Genomic DNA, 15,725 nt, shown 5'->3' on the forward strand with positions numbered 1-15,725 from the left:
TCCTTCAAAACCCTTCCCCTTGAGAAAAATGATTCAGGGAAGGTACTGGTTCTGGTGGCCAAAGCCACCCTGGAGGTGGGTCAAAATTAATGGCCAGAAGCGGGTCAGTTTAGTTGGCCATTAACAAAAGGGAAACGAAGGAATCACCCCACCCCCGCAGGATGCGAGTCTCACCATGACCCCATTCCCTGGGGCGGTAGCGTGAAAGCGCTGCCTATACCTTGCACACTTTGTCTGCCAGCCATGCTCAAAAGGGCGCTGATCAATCCAAAAAAAGCAATATATTCAAAGGACTGGGGATGCAACTGCGGAGATAGAGAGCAAAGCAAACATTGGAAATTGTGTGCACACGGTTTTACTGGCAAATAGTTAGTCGGTATGCATGGAATAAGTTGCTAAGAATCAACATGTTAAGAGCAGCGGAGGCCTTCGGCTGGATGGCAAATAACGAGGGGGTCTCATGAATAAAAATGTTATGTGGTCGCTCCATGCGGACGCACCGAACCTCTGGATGTTCCCTAGGCTTGCGCGAATCAATTTTCAGAATAAGGGCATTCGGGTGTCGTAGGCATAGAAAACGAGATGAGCTCTGTCACTGAGGTTGTCGAGAACAGCCGGGGGGTGGAAAGCTTTTATGGTAGGGATTGCCCTTGGTTACCAAGCTTGCTTCGTTCACCCTATTTCGATAGAATGCCGGTAATCGCAGTAAAAACGGTGAAAACTCTAAAAAATAGGGTTTTGGTTACCAAAACTAGGAGGCCGGCATGGCTACTGGCATTACCAAACGCGAACAGCACTCTCAGGACGCGATTTCTGCATTGGACTTCTATCGGGAGCCCACCGCTCTTCCTCCAGATAATGCTGAAGTCACACTCAGTTATCCGAATAAGGCAAATCGGTCAGATATCATCAAGCCGGTGCCACGCCGTTTTCTCATAGTCGATGGCGGCAACACTACGGAAACTAGCAGGCTTCCGGAAAACGCGTTTGTCCTTGATGATAACTTTTTTGTGCTAAACGAGCTCATTCGCGAGAATGTGAAAGTCAACCTCTACTACCTTGACCCCCCTTATGGCACGGGCTTCGACTTCCACTCTCGCAACCTTGAGCATGCATATAAGGACAGCATGGGAGCTGCTGCTTATATTGAATTCATGAGACGACGTCTGATCCTTATGCGCGAGACTATGGCCGATGACGGTTCAATCTATGTTCATATTGGCCACCAGATGCTGGGGCATTTGAAAGTCGTTATGGATGAAGTTTTTGGTCCTACCAACTTTCGAAACCTTATCACGCGACGGAAGTGTAGCAGCAAGAACTTTACGAGCAAGCAATACTCAAATATCAACGATTACATTCTCTTTTATTCTAAGACCAAGTCTTATAAGTGGAACAAGCCAGGCATTGAACCTGAACAGAGCTGGATTGATAGGGAGTATCCGAAATTTGATAGCTTTGGACGGCGCTATAAGCTTGTTCCTGTTCATGCGCCTGGTACACGCAACGGAGAGACAGGGCAGCCTTGGCGCGGAATAATGCCGCCCGCAGGTAAGCATTGGCAATACGCACCTACCAAGCTCGAAGAGCTAGACCGGCAGGGTGATATCCACTGGTCACGTAACGGCAATCCGCGCCGCAAGGTTTATTGGTCGGCTGACAAAAAGATGGCGCTGACAGATTATTGGGATCTCTACCGCGATGCGCACCATCAAAGCATCAAGATTACCGGGTACCCAACCGAAAAAAATCTTTCAATGATTAAAATGATTGTCGGTGCCAGTTCCGATGAAGGTGACCTTGTGATCGATCCATTTTGCGGCTCTGGCACGACGTTGCACGCAGCCAGAGATCTCGGTCGTCGTTACCTTGGCGTAGACGCTTCCTTCAGTGCTGCCAAGGCAAGTTTGCATCGGATGCGGCAGGGCCTGGAACCGATGGGTGACTATGTGAACAAGCCAGTGAAGAAAGCTGATAGTCTGCCCTTGCCCCTTGGTGACGAGAAGGAAGAGCAGCGATGTGGCTTCGTGGTTGATAGCCGCCTTTTCGCCGCTTATCCGGATGAAATCAGAGATCTTTCGGAGATTTAGCTTTCCAGCCAATCGGGCGTGATGCGTTTTTCGGCGAGCTTTAATGTGACTACGCGCACACGTCCATCCCATTGCCCGTCTAACATGCAAGCCTCCTCCCATGTATCTCCATGCATGAGCCCAGGCCCGTCGGACAAGAAAATCAATTTGAGACGTGTAGGGGTCACTTGGTCAAAGGCCTTTGCCTTGTCGACCTTATTGGAATTCCCGCCTGTCCTATCATCTGACTGCGCGCCCCCGCGCGTGGAATCGTATCGGGCAAACCCGACCGCGAGTACTTGTTGATCGCTATTGCGGCGGACAACAAAATCACATGGATAAGAGCCTTTGAAGTCGGGGTAAATTTCAGATAGCTCTATATCACGCCCAGCTCCGCGCGGGCCTTCGATTGTGTACTGGTCAGCGAAATGGTCTTCAAACCAATCGAAGAACGCCCCAGTAAGTTGATACCCAAGCTGCCCCCGTGTGTCGTACTCCCCAACCAGCGCGGCCAGGGCGTATTTGTACTCCTTCGGAAGGTCGGAGAACTGTGCTTTAAGCTTATCGATTGGTTTAAATGTGTCGCTATAGGCTTCTACTAGGCTGTCGGTGCTGACTTTTTTTATTTTTTTCGTGGTTTCAGTGTCGAGCACAGGAGAAACGCAGCGGCGATACATCTTGAGAAGCGCCATTCGCTCGTCCGCGTCGCGCTCGGTCGTGCGGATTCTCTCGAGAACCTCAGCGCTTGATTCCGAGTCCTTGACAAGCTGGCAGAATACGTCAATTGCGTTATCGTATTTATCGATCAGGATATTGAGTACTTCGGGGAACCGGATCGTACTATCAATGGGTGTAATAATTTTGCTTACATCAGAAATAGTACGAAGAAAATTATTTTTGCTCAAACTGCTACTCCACTGTTACTGTTTGGTCTTGACTGGTGGACTCGGGCTGTTGAAGAGGGCTTACGTTGAATCACTTCGAACACCTACTGGCCGCATACCCGCGCCTTTCTAATCTTTTACAGAAGGTTCCTGCCTTTGAAGCATTGGAGCCCCAAGCTATTCCCATACCCGAGGCAATTACAAAAATTGTAGTGGGGCAAATGTTATCACGAACTGCTGCTGACGCGATATACCATCGCTTGACACAAAAACGAACCGCCTGTCAACAGGAGGGAGCGTGGCAGTTGTCCGAGGCTGATCTACTTGGCTGTGGGCTTTCTCGCCGGAAAGTCCGAACGATACGTGAATTCGCTGACTTCTATGAACGCGATCAGTTCAAGGTCGAGTCATGGCGCAATCTGGATCATGAGCAACTACGGGCGGTGGTTTCCGAGCATTGGGGGTTGTCCCATTGGTCCGCTGATATGCTGGCTATCTTCCACTTCGCGATGCCGGATGTATTCCCAGAGAATGACGGTGCGATTATCCGGGTCCGCCAAACTCTTGAAAAGCACTATCTAACGGGACCGCTGGAGCCAGAGTTCGCCCGCCCGTACCGGACTTCGCTAGCTCGCTATATGTGGGCGCTTCTAGACAGAAAGATCCTCAGCACTGCGGGGAGCAATTGAGAATTTTAGCTATTAGTATAGTTGTGCTGTCATGTATGTCACAGAGTAAGGATAACTTATAGATAGACTGGTCAGTGAACCCGATACTAGGCTCAAATGCTTGTTGTTCAGCAAGGTACATAGGTATCGTTTTTCGGGAAGTGAGGCATAATACCCACATAACACCTATGAGCCTTCTGCCTGTCAATAGGCCGCAGTGTTTTTTTATTGGCCGCGTGAGCGGCCAACATCAAATCCCTGAGCCAGTGATCCTACTTCATCTGTCATCGTTGGCTGTTGGTGGCTTACAGCAAACACCTATTGAGGCTCTCTTAACGTGGTTGTTCACCACTGCCAGACTGGGTTGCTCCTTGCAGGTTGGTCTGGGGCACTAGACATTCATCGGTTAACCAGCAGCTGTCCTATTCAAAAAGCGGGTTACTTTGCAGTCCCAGTTAGTTTCAGGTTCAGCGCCGGTGTAAGCCCACTCGCTCAGGGTATTGGCGCACGCCAGCAGGATGGATAATCAAAGCGACGGGCTTCGAGTTTGGGTGTAGAAGTCGGGTTTCAGGCCTGAATGACCAGTCAGCAGACACCCGGTTTCAGCACACTCCGTAATGATCCAGTTAGACGTTGATCATCATCCTGCTGCGTGACTAACTCATTAAAAAGCGTTGTTCATCAAACACCTTCTCGTTCTTTAACATGAAATAGACCGCACGCCCCAGCTTGTGAGCCAAAGCTGACAGCGCCTTGGCTTTACTCATACGTTTCTGGAAGCGTTGCAGCAGCTTTTGGGCACCGGGGTTGCCTCTGAGGTATAAAACAGCTGCCTCAGAGAACGCCCATTTCAGATGGGCATTGCCAATTTTGTTGCCCTGAGTGCCGTAAGTTTTACCGGCAGACTCTGCCTTACACTTGATGAGACGGGAGTAAGAAGCAAATTTCTGAACTGATTCAAAGCGGCGAATATCCCCGATCTCATACAGGATGGTCAGAGCCAGAATACGGCCAATGCCGGGGATGGTCTGCAACAGGTGATAATAAGTGGGCCGATGTTGTTTGGCCTGCTTTACCAACAGCCACTCGATTTGACTCAGCTCTCGGTGATAGCACTCCAAGACGGCCATATCCAGATCGATATTACGCTGAACCACTGGATCATCAAACGTTCTGTTTAGCTGCTCTCGGGCACTGACATTCTTCAGATTGACCTTGTTGGGCGGCAAGTTGTACTGACTGGTGGTATTCGCCACATGAGCTTTTAAATCCGCACCATGACGTACCAATCCGGTTCGACGGCGAAGCAGATCACGAGTGGCCCTCATAGTACGTGGATAGACATAAGCCAGCGGGAAGTTGCCACCTCGGATCAGGGCTGCAATCTTGTAAGAATCAATGCGGTCATTCTTGGTTTTGCCACCATGAATCGCCTTCATGTAAAGAGCATGACCCAGAATAAAAGCGATGCCTTGATCTTCACAGAAATCAGCAATCCAGTACCAACAGTGCATGCACTCAACCCCGATGACCAGGTCATCCATATAGGGTTCGATTAATCGAAGTAGAGGTTCAGGCTTGGCAGGGATTTCCTTATGCAACAGGGTTTCACCCTGCTGCCCTAAAATGCAGACATACAGGCTACGAGCATGCAAATCGATTCCACAATAATGACGATGAGTGCTATTGTAAAAGTTCATTGAGTCTTCTCCTGTTTGGGTTTCGTCGCCTTTCCAGTTTAGCCAAACGGCTGAGCTGGGGGAGAAGGCTCAATGAGTATCAAAAGCGTCAACTCGGACCGTCTTTTCCGCTGGCGCTCCAAATCCGGCCGGTTACGCCGGGCGTTCAGGCTGTAGAAAAACCTAAAAGGTTTCGGTTTCTGAGAATTTATCTCGCTTGTACGTAAATCCTGAAGTTTTTGATGGTGAAAAGTGCTCCAGATTTTACGTAGGCTCGGCATTTTTAGTACAAAAAATGATCAATTTTATAGGCTGAGGTTTTCTACAGCCTCATTATACCTTACGGAAGCTCTGGAGTTTTTAATTGAATCTGCAGAAGAAGAAAAAGCAGCACTTCGTGTGGCGTAAGTATCTGAAAGCATGGTCCGAGAACGACAGCATATACTGCCTCATGGACGGAAGGATATTTAAGTCCGGGTTGATGGGGGTCGGGCAAGAACGATACTTCTACAAACTTAAGGAATTAACTAAAGACGAGATCAAGTTTATTAAAGCCCTCATTGATCAAGATAATAGACCAATGATTCGCAAGCTAAATCATGGGTGGATAGATTTCTTTAACCAGGTCTTTAAGATTAGAGACCTGCTTGATAGCCACGGAGTATCACACCCAGAAGCGGATAAAAGGCTAGATGTGCTGATTCATAATTTCGAGGAAGATTTCCATGGCAGGATAGAGTCTGATGCCATTAAATTTCTGGAGATGTTGTATCGCAAAGATCTCTCGTTCTATGACGACGACGATGAGTTGATCGAGTTTTTGTTTTTCATATGTCAGCAGTATTTCAGAACCCAAAACATTGATAGCAAGGTTCAGACGGAAATTAGTTCCTTTAAAGGGTTTAAAATTGATGGAATGTGGGCCGTTCTTAGACATACAAGTGCAACGAGTGTAGGGTTTAGTCTGTACCAAGACAGAGCAGATTTTCGTCCGGTACTCATAGAAAACACTTCGAATATTCCGTTTGTTACTGGCGACCAACCAATAATTAATACTCATGCTATTGGGTTGAGTCTTGAGGAAATCCCATCTGAGCTTGAGTTTTACTATCCATTGACGCCCAAGCTAGCCCTTCTTCTTTCCAGTAATCCAAATTTGAATAGAAAAGAAACAGTATCTTTCGGAGAAGAAAAAGTTACTATGTATAATAAATTTATTCATTCGCAGGCGGGGAAGCAGGTCTATTCGTCCGAAAAAGATGCGTTGGAGCAGCTTTTAAATGGATAGGCGTGAGGAAAGGTATAATCGGGTAGCCGAGTGTTTCTAGCCATCCAGACCCCACAAGACCCTGCATGAGGGTCCTCAGAGGGTGTTTCACTTAAATCACCACTCATCTTAATAGTAAGATTTTAAGGAGCAAAGCATACCGTGAGCACGCTGCTGATTGGCTTTGACTCTGCTTGGACACCTTCCAACTCAGGTGCGCTTTTAGGCATTCTCTCTTCAGGTGGCGGTGCTTATCAAGAGCTTGGCTTACCCCAGGCTGTAGACTACACCGAGGCGTCTGATAGGATTAGCCAGTGGCAATTGAAATACAAGCCGAAGGCGACTTTGGTAATGCTCGATCAGCCTACTATCGTGAAGAATGCCTCTGGTCAGCGGCCAGTAGAGAACTTGGTAGGCTCACCAGTCAGCCGCCGCTACGGTGGTGTGCAGCCAGCCAATACAGGGAAGATCGAAATGTTCGGTCAAAATGCACCTGTATGGTCATTCCTAGACAAGTTTGGTGGTCCAGCTAATCCTCTTGAGGGGCTAGAAGCAACCTGGGTTATTGAAACCTATCCGGTGCTTTCAATGATTGCGCTAGGCTGGACGCTACCTGATTCAGTGCGCTCTACAGGAAGGCTGCCAAAATATAACCCCCAGCGAAGCAAGACCTTCTCAATTTCTGACTGGCAGCATGTTTGCAAACTCATTTCGCAAGAACTGAGTAGCCGCAACCTTCTAAAAAGTGCTGCCTGGCTGGATCTAGCTGCCCAACAAAAGCCCCGTAAAACTGATCAAGACCACCTAGATGCCTGTATTTGCCTTCTGGTCGCCTTGCACCTGATTGAAGGGAAGCAGTGCCTTATGGTTGGGGATATGGACAGTGGCTATATTGTCGTACCCTATTCAGATACTCTTTCAGATGAGCTGGAAGCCCGCTGTATCAAGACTAAAAGAGTTTCTAGTGACTGGGTGAAGCCCTTCATTTTATCAGCACCCTGAAGCAATATGGACCTGAATTAGTTCGCTCTTTAAGCCAAGTTGGCGACATGAAATGACACTTTCATTAAGTAAACTGATGCCATACCCAAACAGGCAATGGTTTAGCGAGGCAGTCGGTCACTGTACCCATGAATTCAAACTCATGGAACGCGCTATCAGCCAAATTCATTAGGGTGCGTGCTATGCTATTGCGAATCAAAAGACAGGGATAAACCCGCGTCACAAACCCACATTGAAGTTGGTTTAAAGAATCAGGAGACAAACCCAGTGACAAAGCAAGTAATGTGGTGCAGGAGAAGAAATACAGCGACCGGCTAGAAGCCACCCTACGCAAATACAACAACCGAGGCATCGAAACCGCACAGGTCATCGAAGAGCTGATCCAGATGGCTAAGGACTTTCAGGCAGAACTGGAAAGAGATGCCGCCCTGGGTCTGAACTCGGATGAAGTCGCCTTCTATGATGCCCTGGCCAATAACGAAAGCGCCGTGCGTGAGCTGGGCGATGAAACCCTGAAGAAGATCGCCGTGGAAATAACCACCAAGCTAAGAGCCTCAACCACTGTAGATTGGCAAGTTAGAGAAAGCGTGAGGGCCAAGCTACGCATACTGGTGCGCCGTACCCTGCAAAGATACAAGTACCCACCTGACCAGGCGAAAGAAGCTGTAGAGCTGGTGTTAAAACAGGCTGAAGTGCTATCCAATGGTTGGAGTGAATAAGAGGTACAGCAGATAAGCAATGGTGGTTGAGATGGAAGAAATAACAGCAGCTGATTCCCTTGGGAGCTAGTGATTTTTATGTTGTTAAGCACGATGAGCCAGGCTGATTTACTAGGCAGCCCCGCCAGTTAGCCCTTTGCGCTGGCGGCGCGAAGTAACTCCGTTTGGATTCCATGGTCGCCGCTTTGAATAAAGCTAGGAGAAAGGTAGTTCTGACTATCTGAACCGCCATCATGGGATATTAGGGTAAGGGGTGGGCAAAAATATAGTTTGCCCAGTCTTGCATCATCTGTCTTCTTTTTTCAAAGAGATCGCCGCGCCGGTACGCAGCTTCCACTTTATTCTCAATTGTGTGAGCTAAAGCCATTTCGGCCACATCACGAGGGTGGTTTGATACTTCACCAGACCAGTCGCGGAAACTGGAGCGAAAGCCATGTGGAACGTAGTCCCCTTTCTCTCCATTACTACCATAGCCCATGCCGCGCATTAGTAGGAGCATTGACATGTTTGACAGGGGTTTACCCTGTTTGGCCCCTGGAAAAACGTAGGGGTTTCCGGCCACCTCTGGCATTGACTTCAGTATCTCTAATGCAGATTTGGACAAGGGAACACGGTGCTCTCTACCAGCTTTCATTCTCTCTTGAGGGATAACCCAAATGCCAGTATCCAGATCAAATTCAGGCCAGGTCGCATTGAGGACCTCTGAAGTACGAGTAGCAGTAAGGATCAAGAGTTGAAGGGCTCTTGATGAAGTGCATTTATTGTTACTCAGCTCTAACCAGAAGTCCGGTAAAAGCTGGTAGGGCATGGCGGGATGGTGGCGAACTTTTTGAATTTTAGAAGGCCTTGGTAAAAGTTTATCCAAGTGGCCGCGCCACCTTGCCGGGTTTACTGGATCACAGAAATTATGAGCCGCAGCATAATCGATAATGTTTTCGATTCGCCCTTGTAAACGCTTCGCTGTCTCGTTCTTGGTGTTCCAGATTGGCTGTAATACAGAAAGAATATCCTGAGTTGTAATGTCATCAATTTTCTTGATGCCTACGAAGGGTCTTGCATAGGTTTTTAGTGTACTGACCCACTGGCGACCATGTTTGGCATTCTTCCATCCGCGTCGGTGAGATCTAATATAGCGTGCAGCGCAGGCTGTGAAGGTAGGGGTTTGTACTGTGGCAGCAAGAAGTTGTTTTTTGCGTTCTTCAGCTGGGTCAATGCCGTTAGCATAAAGCCGACGATATTCTTCTGCTGTTTTTCTGGCTTCTGCAAGTCCAACGCTAGGGTAGCCACCTAGACCAAACTCCTTGCGCTTTCCTGCGTGCATTGCTCTGACAACCCATTTCTTAGCACCAGTTTTAGAAACAACAAGTCTGAGTCCGCCTCCATCTTCATATTTTCCAGGTCCAGCACTCGCAACTTTGCGTGGGTTAAGCTTATGAATTGCCATGATCTACTCCAGAATAGCTTTGCCAACCTAGTCCCCCAATTGGTCCCCCAATTATCATGGATTATGATAGACTTCAGTGGATGGTTGTGCAATATAACTAACTGAAATTAAAGCATGTTGTGGATGTTTGGGTATGCCGGTGGATGCTATTGTGAAGGACTCCTCCTCAGCCCAGTTACATGCTTACTTTTGGACCTGCGTTAGTGAATAGTAATTGTATCCTTATGCAATACAATTTATGGCCTACCTATTTGAAATTTTTAAGCTCAATATTTGCCAATTTCAAACGCTCATATGTATTCCCAGTCTCGAATGACCAATCTTCAGGCATCTTATTTTTAAGACCCAAACCACATTTAGAATCAATATAGCTAGCTTGTCTTTTAGAGATCATCCCAATTTTCCAATGCTTACTTAACAATCCCGCTATTTTCTCTGTAGATACGCCTTGCTTTATAAGTTTACATGACTCCTCTATCAATACCGCGCACGGTACTATGTGTTCAGGATGGGCAGGTTCGCCATCTATAACTTCTTGAGATTCCCCAACACCGACGAAATAAAACTCTGGATGCAAGATGAAGTTAAAAATACGGGAATGCAAACCTAACCCTTCCCGTTCCAAGCAGTCTTGAAAGTGCTTCACCAACAGTATTGATGCTCTATAAACCGACTCTTCTTTATCCATATTCATTCCATAAAAAAACAGTTATACCCCAGAACAATATGCATTCTACCAAGATAAAACAAAAAAAACCCATAAATAAATATTCGGTTACTTGAATATCAATACAGGCACCAGCTCAACAAGGTGCAATGCCTGCCTGGAAAGTAAAACTACATGCTGTATTGCTCAGTCACACTTAGACACGGAGCTAACCCGGCAAAATTGCTAGTCTCTGGTGAATTGCTGTTAAAGCCCTCTAGCCATGTCAATCAGGAACGACTATGCCACAAACTCGATACTTTGCCTTACCCCTTCTTGCCAGCGTCCTCTTGTTACTGGGTGGTTGTCTGGATTCAGATGATAGCAGCCAGTCAGGATCAACCGCTTCTACGGATACCACTTCTGATTCAACCAGTGACTCGGATACTTCTGACAGTAGTTCAAAGACCACCGAGGGAGCAGTTGCCCCCTTAACCGAGCAGGAAATCAATGACTTTATTCAGGTGATTAATAACTACCGCAGCCAGGGTGCCGATTGTGGATCTGAAGGGGTATTTGGGTCGCAACCGGCCTTAAGCTCGGATCAACGTCTGGCTGATGCCGCCCAGGTTCACTCCAATGACCAGTATAAATACCAGAGGCTGACTCACACTGGATCGGATGGCTCGAATGCAGGCGAGCGCATGCAAGCTCAGGGCTACAGCTGGAGCGCCTGGGGTGAAAATGTAGCGCGTGGCTATACTACGGTGGAAGCGGTCGCCAAGGGCTGGATGGATAGTGATGGCCACTGCAAGAATATGATGAGTAGCAATTTCACTGAGCTGGGGATTGCTGCTAGTGGTGAAAATAGCCTGCGTTTCTGGACTCTGAAGCTGGCTAAGCCCAAGAACTAGAAAGCAAGATGCCGTCTATCGCTTGCGCTTGTTAACGGCTATAAAAAAAGCCCTGAATCAAGGATTCAGGGCTTTTAGCAATTCGGTTGGCGGAGGAGGAGGGGTTCGAACCCTCGATACATTAGCTGGTAGACCAGCTAAGTGAGAATTTAAGCTATTGTCTTCACTATTTCTATTTCAAATTTTTACTTGTAGGAATTGTTAACTTTCTTTCTTGTCATCCACTCCTTTTGTCTTCTACTTTTTTTAGAAAGGATATTTTTAATCAAAGGAGTGACTGATGAGAAAGTTCAATCATCGAGCCAAGGGCTTTAGCAAGATCAACCTGTCTTACCTTTCCCACTGTTCCCATCTGGTTTACAAGAGCAAGCAAGAGATCGCCCAGGAGCTGGAAAAGCTGGGTTTTGATTTATCCCGTGACCGCTATTTTTTTTCTGACCCTGAAACGGATACCCAGGCTTTTCTGGTCGGGGATGCCAGGAAGATTATCCTCGCCTTCCGGGGTACGGAGGGTAAGCTGGCCGATTGGGCCACGGATGCGCGAATTTTCAAACGCCAATGGACTCAGGCTCAGCCACTGGGAGCGGTGCATCGCGGTTTTTATAGTGCCCTTTCTTCGCTGTGGGAGGCGCTTGAGGAAGAAGTCGCACACCTGAGAACCAACAATCAGAGCCTCTGGATTACCGGCCATAGTCTAGGTGGTGCTCTGGCCAGTCTGGCAGCAGCCACTTTTGAATTGCAGCATCCGCAGCAAGGGGTGAACGGGGTTTATACTTTTGGCCAGCCCAGAATTGCCGACCAGGAATTCTCGCAAAACTATAACAAGCTGTTGAAGGAGCGCAGTTTTCGCTGTGTGAATAACAATGATGTGGTAACACGGGTGCCTCCGCAGATTTTTGGTTATAGCCATGTCGGCAAGCTGCTTTATTTTGATGCCGACGGAGAACTACAGAGAGATAACAGTCTTTCTTGGTGGGCCAGATTCTGGGATCGCCTGGAAGGTCGCTATGATGATGTCTTTAACCTGACTCCGGATGGCGTCACTGATCACAGTATTGAGATCTATCTCAATCTGGCTGAGAAGACGCATCAGGGCAACTCTTGATCACCTCCCCACAAACCCTGAAAAAACTTCCTCCGGCTTCCCAGCTTTGTTGTTGGTGTTCTAGCGCCGGTTGCAGGGCTTTGCGTAGCAGCCGGTAGGCATCCTTGTCGAAGTGCTCGGGTGGCTTTTGCAAAAGCTGTTGGGCAGCTTCGGGGCTGTCGGCTCTGCCCAGAAATTGCCAGGCATTCAGCGCCAGATAATCACAGCCGCCTGCGCCCTCTTCCTGCAAAATCAGACCATCCGGCCAGGGCCAGTGCTCAAACTGCCACTGGGCGAGGGTGCTTTGCAAACGTTGCTGGTGGGTTTCCAGGCTTTCCTGGCCGCAGCAAGCACCGCGACAATGCCCGAGTTGATGGGCAAAACAGGCCTGGCCCTGGCTGAGCTGTTCCAGGCCGGTGATTGCAGGACAGAGGCCTGCTTCCTGTAGCCGCTCACGTAGTTGTTGCTGGGCCTGACGCCGTTGGTTGAAGAGGCCGTAAGCCTGTCCCTGACTCTCTTGCATGAATTCCTGCAGGCTGATCAGACGCAAGGGGGCTAGCGTTTGAGGTTGCCACCAGGTGAGCAGTTTTTTGTGATACCTCAGGCGGCGGTTAAACAGCGGCTGGTGGTGTTTAACCAGTTGGGCTTCCAGCAGTTGTGCGCCTAAATCTCCGGCGGTGGTGATCCAGTCCAGGTGGCGGCTGGCCTTGATCAGCCGCTGTGCTTTGCTGGAGCGTTGATCAGCACTGAAGTGGGATTTGACCCGGCTGCGCAGGTGAATGCTCTTGCCAATATACAAGGGCGTGGCGGGTTGATCGTCGGATGGAGGCTCGGCATAAAACAGATAAACACCCGGCGTGTCGGGTAGCTGTTGCCAAAGCTGTTGATCGAGATGGGCAGGCAGCAGGCCGGTCTGGCGTTGCTGGCCCAGCCAGGTGTCGAGATTTTCCTGCAAATCGGCTTGCCAGCGGTTGTAGAGCTGCCACAGGAGCAGAACCCGATCAGCCGCCCGCCAGGGACGCAGTACCAGCAGTTGCAGGGCTTCAGCCAGTTGTAAAAGACCCGGTGAGCCTTGAATGCCCGGTTCGATCTGGCTAGCCAGTTTTTGCAGGCACAGCTTAGGGGATGGAGGCAGACTCAGTCCGGCAGCCTTGAGAAAAGCCAGGTGCTCACGCAGGGGGTAGCCCAAAAGCAAACGCCCTTGCAGGCGCTGGTTGATCTCCTGTTGGAGTTCTTCGCGATAGCCCGCTTTTAGTTGGGGACGGGTGCTGGTTTCCAATAGCTCGGTCACCGGCTGATACCAGTGTTCGCCAGCCTGGCCGTTATCCACCAGCAACAGGCTGATTTCTTCCAGCGGGTCTTTTTCCAGAGAAGGCCCCTTGCTGGTGATTTGTACCAGGGCCAAAGGTGGTAGCGCCATAAATTGCCTATTATTAAAAACGGAGGTTTGCTGTCGGTCTTTTGTATAGCTATATTATACTTCTTGTCCAAGAAAGGTTGACCCTGTGCATCATAAATTATCACTTCCGCAAAAAATCTGCCCGGTGTGTCAGCGCCCTTTTAACTGGCGCAAAAAGTGGTGCAATAACTGGGAGCGGGTGATTTACTGCAGCAAGGCCTGTCGTCGCCAGGGGCTGCCTCTTACTGAAAAGGATGTCTGAATGGCTAAAACCCTGCGCCTGATCCTGGGTGATCAACTTAATGCCCGTCACTCCTGGTTTTCGCACGTCGATGATCAGGTGGTGTATCTGCTGGCCGAGCTGAAACAGGAAGCCAGCTACACCCGTCATCATCTGCAAAAGCTCCTGGTCTTTTTCAAAGCCATGCAGGTCTTTGCCCAAGGGCTTCAAGCTCAGGGGCATCGAGTCGAGTGGCTGACGCTGGATGCCACGGCGGATTACGAGGATTTACCCGCTCTGATTAAGGCCAAGGCCGCCGAATACCAGGTGGAGGTCTTTGAATACCAACTACCCGATGAATACCGCCTGGATCAACAGCTAGAGCAACTGGCTGCCGAGCTGCCCTGTCGGGTGAAGGCCGTGGATAGCGAGCATTTTCTGACATCAAGAAGCGCCTGGGATGAGTATCCACACAGTCGCATGGAGTACTTCTACCGTCAGCTACGCCGCGAATACCGGGTGCTGGTGGATGATCAGGGGCAGCCGCTGGGCGGGCAGTGGAACTTTGATCAGGAAAACCGCCAGGCGTTACCGGCGCGCCAGTCACTGCCGGAGCCTTTGCTCTTTGCTCAGGACATCAGTGAGCAAAGGGATAGAATCGAGCGTCACGGCATTGAATACCTGGGCCGGATGAATAACGAAAGCCTGATCTGGCCGGTCAGCCGTGAAGAGGCCCTGGTACTGCTGGAGGACTTCTTGCAGCGGCTACTGCCTGCCTTCGGGCGTTATCAGGATGCACTGACCCAACGTGGTTGGAGTCTGTACCACAGTCGCCTGTCTTTTAGCCTGAATTGCAAACTTCTGCATCCGCTGGAGGTGATTCGTCGGGCGCAAGAACATTGGCAACAGCATCAGGAACAAATCAGTCTGGCTCAGGTGGAAGGCTTTATCCGCCAGATTTTGGGCTGGCGCGAGTTTGTGCGCGCGGTTTACTGGAAGCACCAGCCGGATTATGGCCGGATGAATTATCTGGAGGCCCAGGGCCAGTTACCGGATTTTTTCTGGAATGGCCAGACAGAGATGGCTTGTGTGCGTCATGCGGTGGAGCAATCTCTGGAATTTGCCTATGCCCACCATATTCAGCGCCTGATGGTGACCGGCAATTTTGCCCTGCTGGCCGGGGTGCATCCCAATCAGGTGGATGCCTGGTATCTGGGCATTTACATCGATGCCGTGGAGTGGGTCGAGCAGCCTAATACCCGCGGGATGAGTCAATTTGCCGATGGTGGCCTGATGGCCAGCAAACCCTATATTGCCTCGGGCAATTATCTGAACAAGATGGGGGATTACTGCCGTGGCTGTCGTTATCAGGTCAAACAGAAAACCGGGCCGGATAGCTGCCCTTTTAACAGCCTCTATTGGCATTTTCTTGATCGTCACCAGCAGCGGCTAGCCAGTAACCCCCGGCTTAAATTCCCCTATGCCAATTGGCGCAAGCAGAGTGCCAGTGATCAGCGGGCTGTGCTGGATACAGCGGAGAGTTTTCTAGGCGGCTTGGATACTATCTAGGAAACCTCTGATTAACTACTGTGCTTGGTGATGCTGCGTTGAAATTGACCTCAAAATGCTCATTTACTTTATGTAAACTCCGCTTTCTCGGCCAATTTCGCTGGCGACCTACATGGATGTAGGAAGTGCTGGAATTTATCAGGAATGAATTCAGCCCTGAC

At 49.3% G+C, this 15,725-nt stretch carries 13 protein-coding genes and 1 pseudogene; 9 read left to right on the forward strand and 5 right to left on the reverse strand.

Annotated elements, in window-relative coordinates:
• The first annotated feature begins 764 nt into the window (after positions 1-764).
• On the forward strand, positions 765-2,090 hold the full coding sequence (locus DFK18_RS00005) for a DNA methyltransferase (RefSeq protein ID WP_114416160.1): 1,326 nt from the start codon (positions 765-767) through the stop codon (positions 2,088-2,090).
• Here the strand turns inward: DFK18_RS00005 and DFK18_RS00010 are convergent.
• Entirely contained in the window at positions 2,087-2,974 is an 888-nt protein-coding gene (locus tag DFK18_RS00010) for a hypothetical protein (protein ID WP_114416161.1), read from the reverse strand. The genes DFK18_RS00005 and DFK18_RS00010 overlap by 4 nt on opposite strands.
• A gap of 65 nt (positions 2,975-3,039) precedes the next feature.
• On the opposite strand from DFK18_RS00010, the gene DFK18_RS00015 reads away from it, so the two are divergent.
• Positions 3,040-3,642, forward strand: a complete 603-nt coding sequence (locus DFK18_RS00015) for a DNA-3-methyladenine glycosylase family protein (RefSeq protein ID WP_114416162.1) — start codon at positions 3,040-3,042, stop codon at positions 3,640-3,642.
• A 635-nt stretch (positions 3,643-4,277) separates the two neighbouring features.
• Here the strand turns inward: DFK18_RS00015 and DFK18_RS00020 are convergent.
• On the reverse strand, positions 4,278-5,321 hold the full coding sequence (locus tag DFK18_RS00020) for an IS110 family RNA-guided transposase (RefSeq protein ID WP_114416163.1): 1,044 nt from the start codon (positions 5,319-5,321) through the stop codon (positions 4,278-4,280).
• Between the two features lie 343 nt (positions 5,322-5,664).
• On the opposite strand from DFK18_RS00020, the gene DFK18_RS00025 reads away from it, so the two are divergent.
• The 3 genes and pseudogenes from DFK18_RS00025 to DFK18_RS00035 form a co-directional block, all read left to right on the forward strand.
• A complete protein-coding gene (locus DFK18_RS00025) occupies positions 5,665-6,588 on the forward strand; it encodes a DUF4238 domain-containing protein (RefSeq protein ID WP_114416164.1) in 924 nt (307 codons plus the stop codon).
• A gap of 141 nt (positions 6,589-6,729) precedes the next feature.
• Positions 6,730-7,569 (forward strand): DUF429 domain-containing protein, encoded by an 840-nt coding sequence (locus DFK18_RS00030; RefSeq protein ID WP_114416165.1) that lies wholly within the window; start codon positions 6,730-6,732, stop codon positions 7,567-7,569.
• A 278-nt stretch (positions 7,570-7,847) separates the two neighbouring features.
• A pseudogene (locus DFK18_RS00035) lies at positions 7,848-8,288 on the forward strand (type I restriction enzyme endonuclease domain-containing protein); the annotation flags it as partial.
• Between the two features lie 241 nt (positions 8,289-8,529).
• On the opposite strand, the gene DFK18_RS00040 reads toward DFK18_RS00035, so the two are convergent.
• Together DFK18_RS00040 and DFK18_RS00045 are read right to left on the reverse strand one after the other, a co-directional pair.
• A complete protein-coding gene (locus DFK18_RS00040; protein ID WP_114416166.1) occupies positions 8,530-9,732 on the reverse strand; it encodes a tyrosine-type recombinase/integrase in 1,203 nt (400 codons plus the stop codon).
• A 247-nt stretch (positions 9,733-9,979) separates the two neighbouring features.
• Positions 9,980-10,420: a hypothetical protein gene (locus tag DFK18_RS00045; protein WP_114416167.1), complete on the reverse strand. Its 441-nt coding sequence runs from the start codon at positions 10,418-10,420 to the stop codon at positions 9,980-9,982.
• 260 nt (positions 10,421-10,680) lie between these two features.
• On the opposite strand from DFK18_RS00045, the gene DFK18_RS00050 reads away from it, so the two are divergent.
• Both DFK18_RS00050 and DFK18_RS00055 read left to right on the forward strand, forming a co-directional pair.
• Positions 10,681-11,292, forward strand: coding sequence for a CAP domain-containing protein (locus tag DFK18_RS00050; RefSeq protein WP_114416168.1), 612 nt, complete (start codon positions 10,681-10,683; stop codon positions 11,290-11,292).
• A 280-nt stretch (positions 11,293-11,572) separates the two neighbouring features.
• Positions 11,573-12,397: a lipase family protein gene (locus DFK18_RS00055; protein ID WP_218563860.1), complete on the forward strand. Its 825-nt coding sequence runs from the start codon at positions 11,573-11,575 to the stop codon at positions 12,395-12,397.
• Here the strand turns inward: DFK18_RS00055 and DFK18_RS00060 are convergent.
• On the reverse strand, positions 12,360-13,796 hold the full coding sequence (locus tag DFK18_RS00060; protein WP_114416169.1) for a hypothetical protein: 1,437 nt from the start codon (positions 13,794-13,796) through the stop codon (positions 12,360-12,362). The two genes, DFK18_RS00055 and DFK18_RS00060, sit on opposite strands and share 38 nt — an antisense overlap.
• 85 nt (positions 13,797-13,881) lie before the next feature.
• Between DFK18_RS00060 and DFK18_RS00065 the strand changes: the two genes are divergently transcribed.
• Together DFK18_RS00065 and DFK18_RS00070 are read left to right on the forward strand one after the other, a co-directional pair.
• Positions 13,882-14,037, forward strand: a complete 156-nt coding sequence (locus tag DFK18_RS00065; protein WP_114416170.1) for a DUF2256 domain-containing protein — start codon at positions 13,882-13,884, stop codon at positions 14,035-14,037.
• Positions 14,038-15,564, forward strand: coding sequence for a cryptochrome/photolyase family protein (locus DFK18_RS00070; RefSeq protein ID WP_114416171.1), 1,527 nt, complete (start codon positions 14,038-14,040; stop codon positions 15,562-15,564).
• The last annotated feature ends 161 nt before the right edge of the window (positions 15,565-15,725 follow it).

The sequence above is a fragment of the Marinospirillum perlucidum genome, from assembly GCF_003336805.1.
GTDB lineage: Bacteria > Pseudomonadota > Gammaproteobacteria > Pseudomonadales > Halomonadaceae > Marinospirillum > Marinospirillum perlucidum.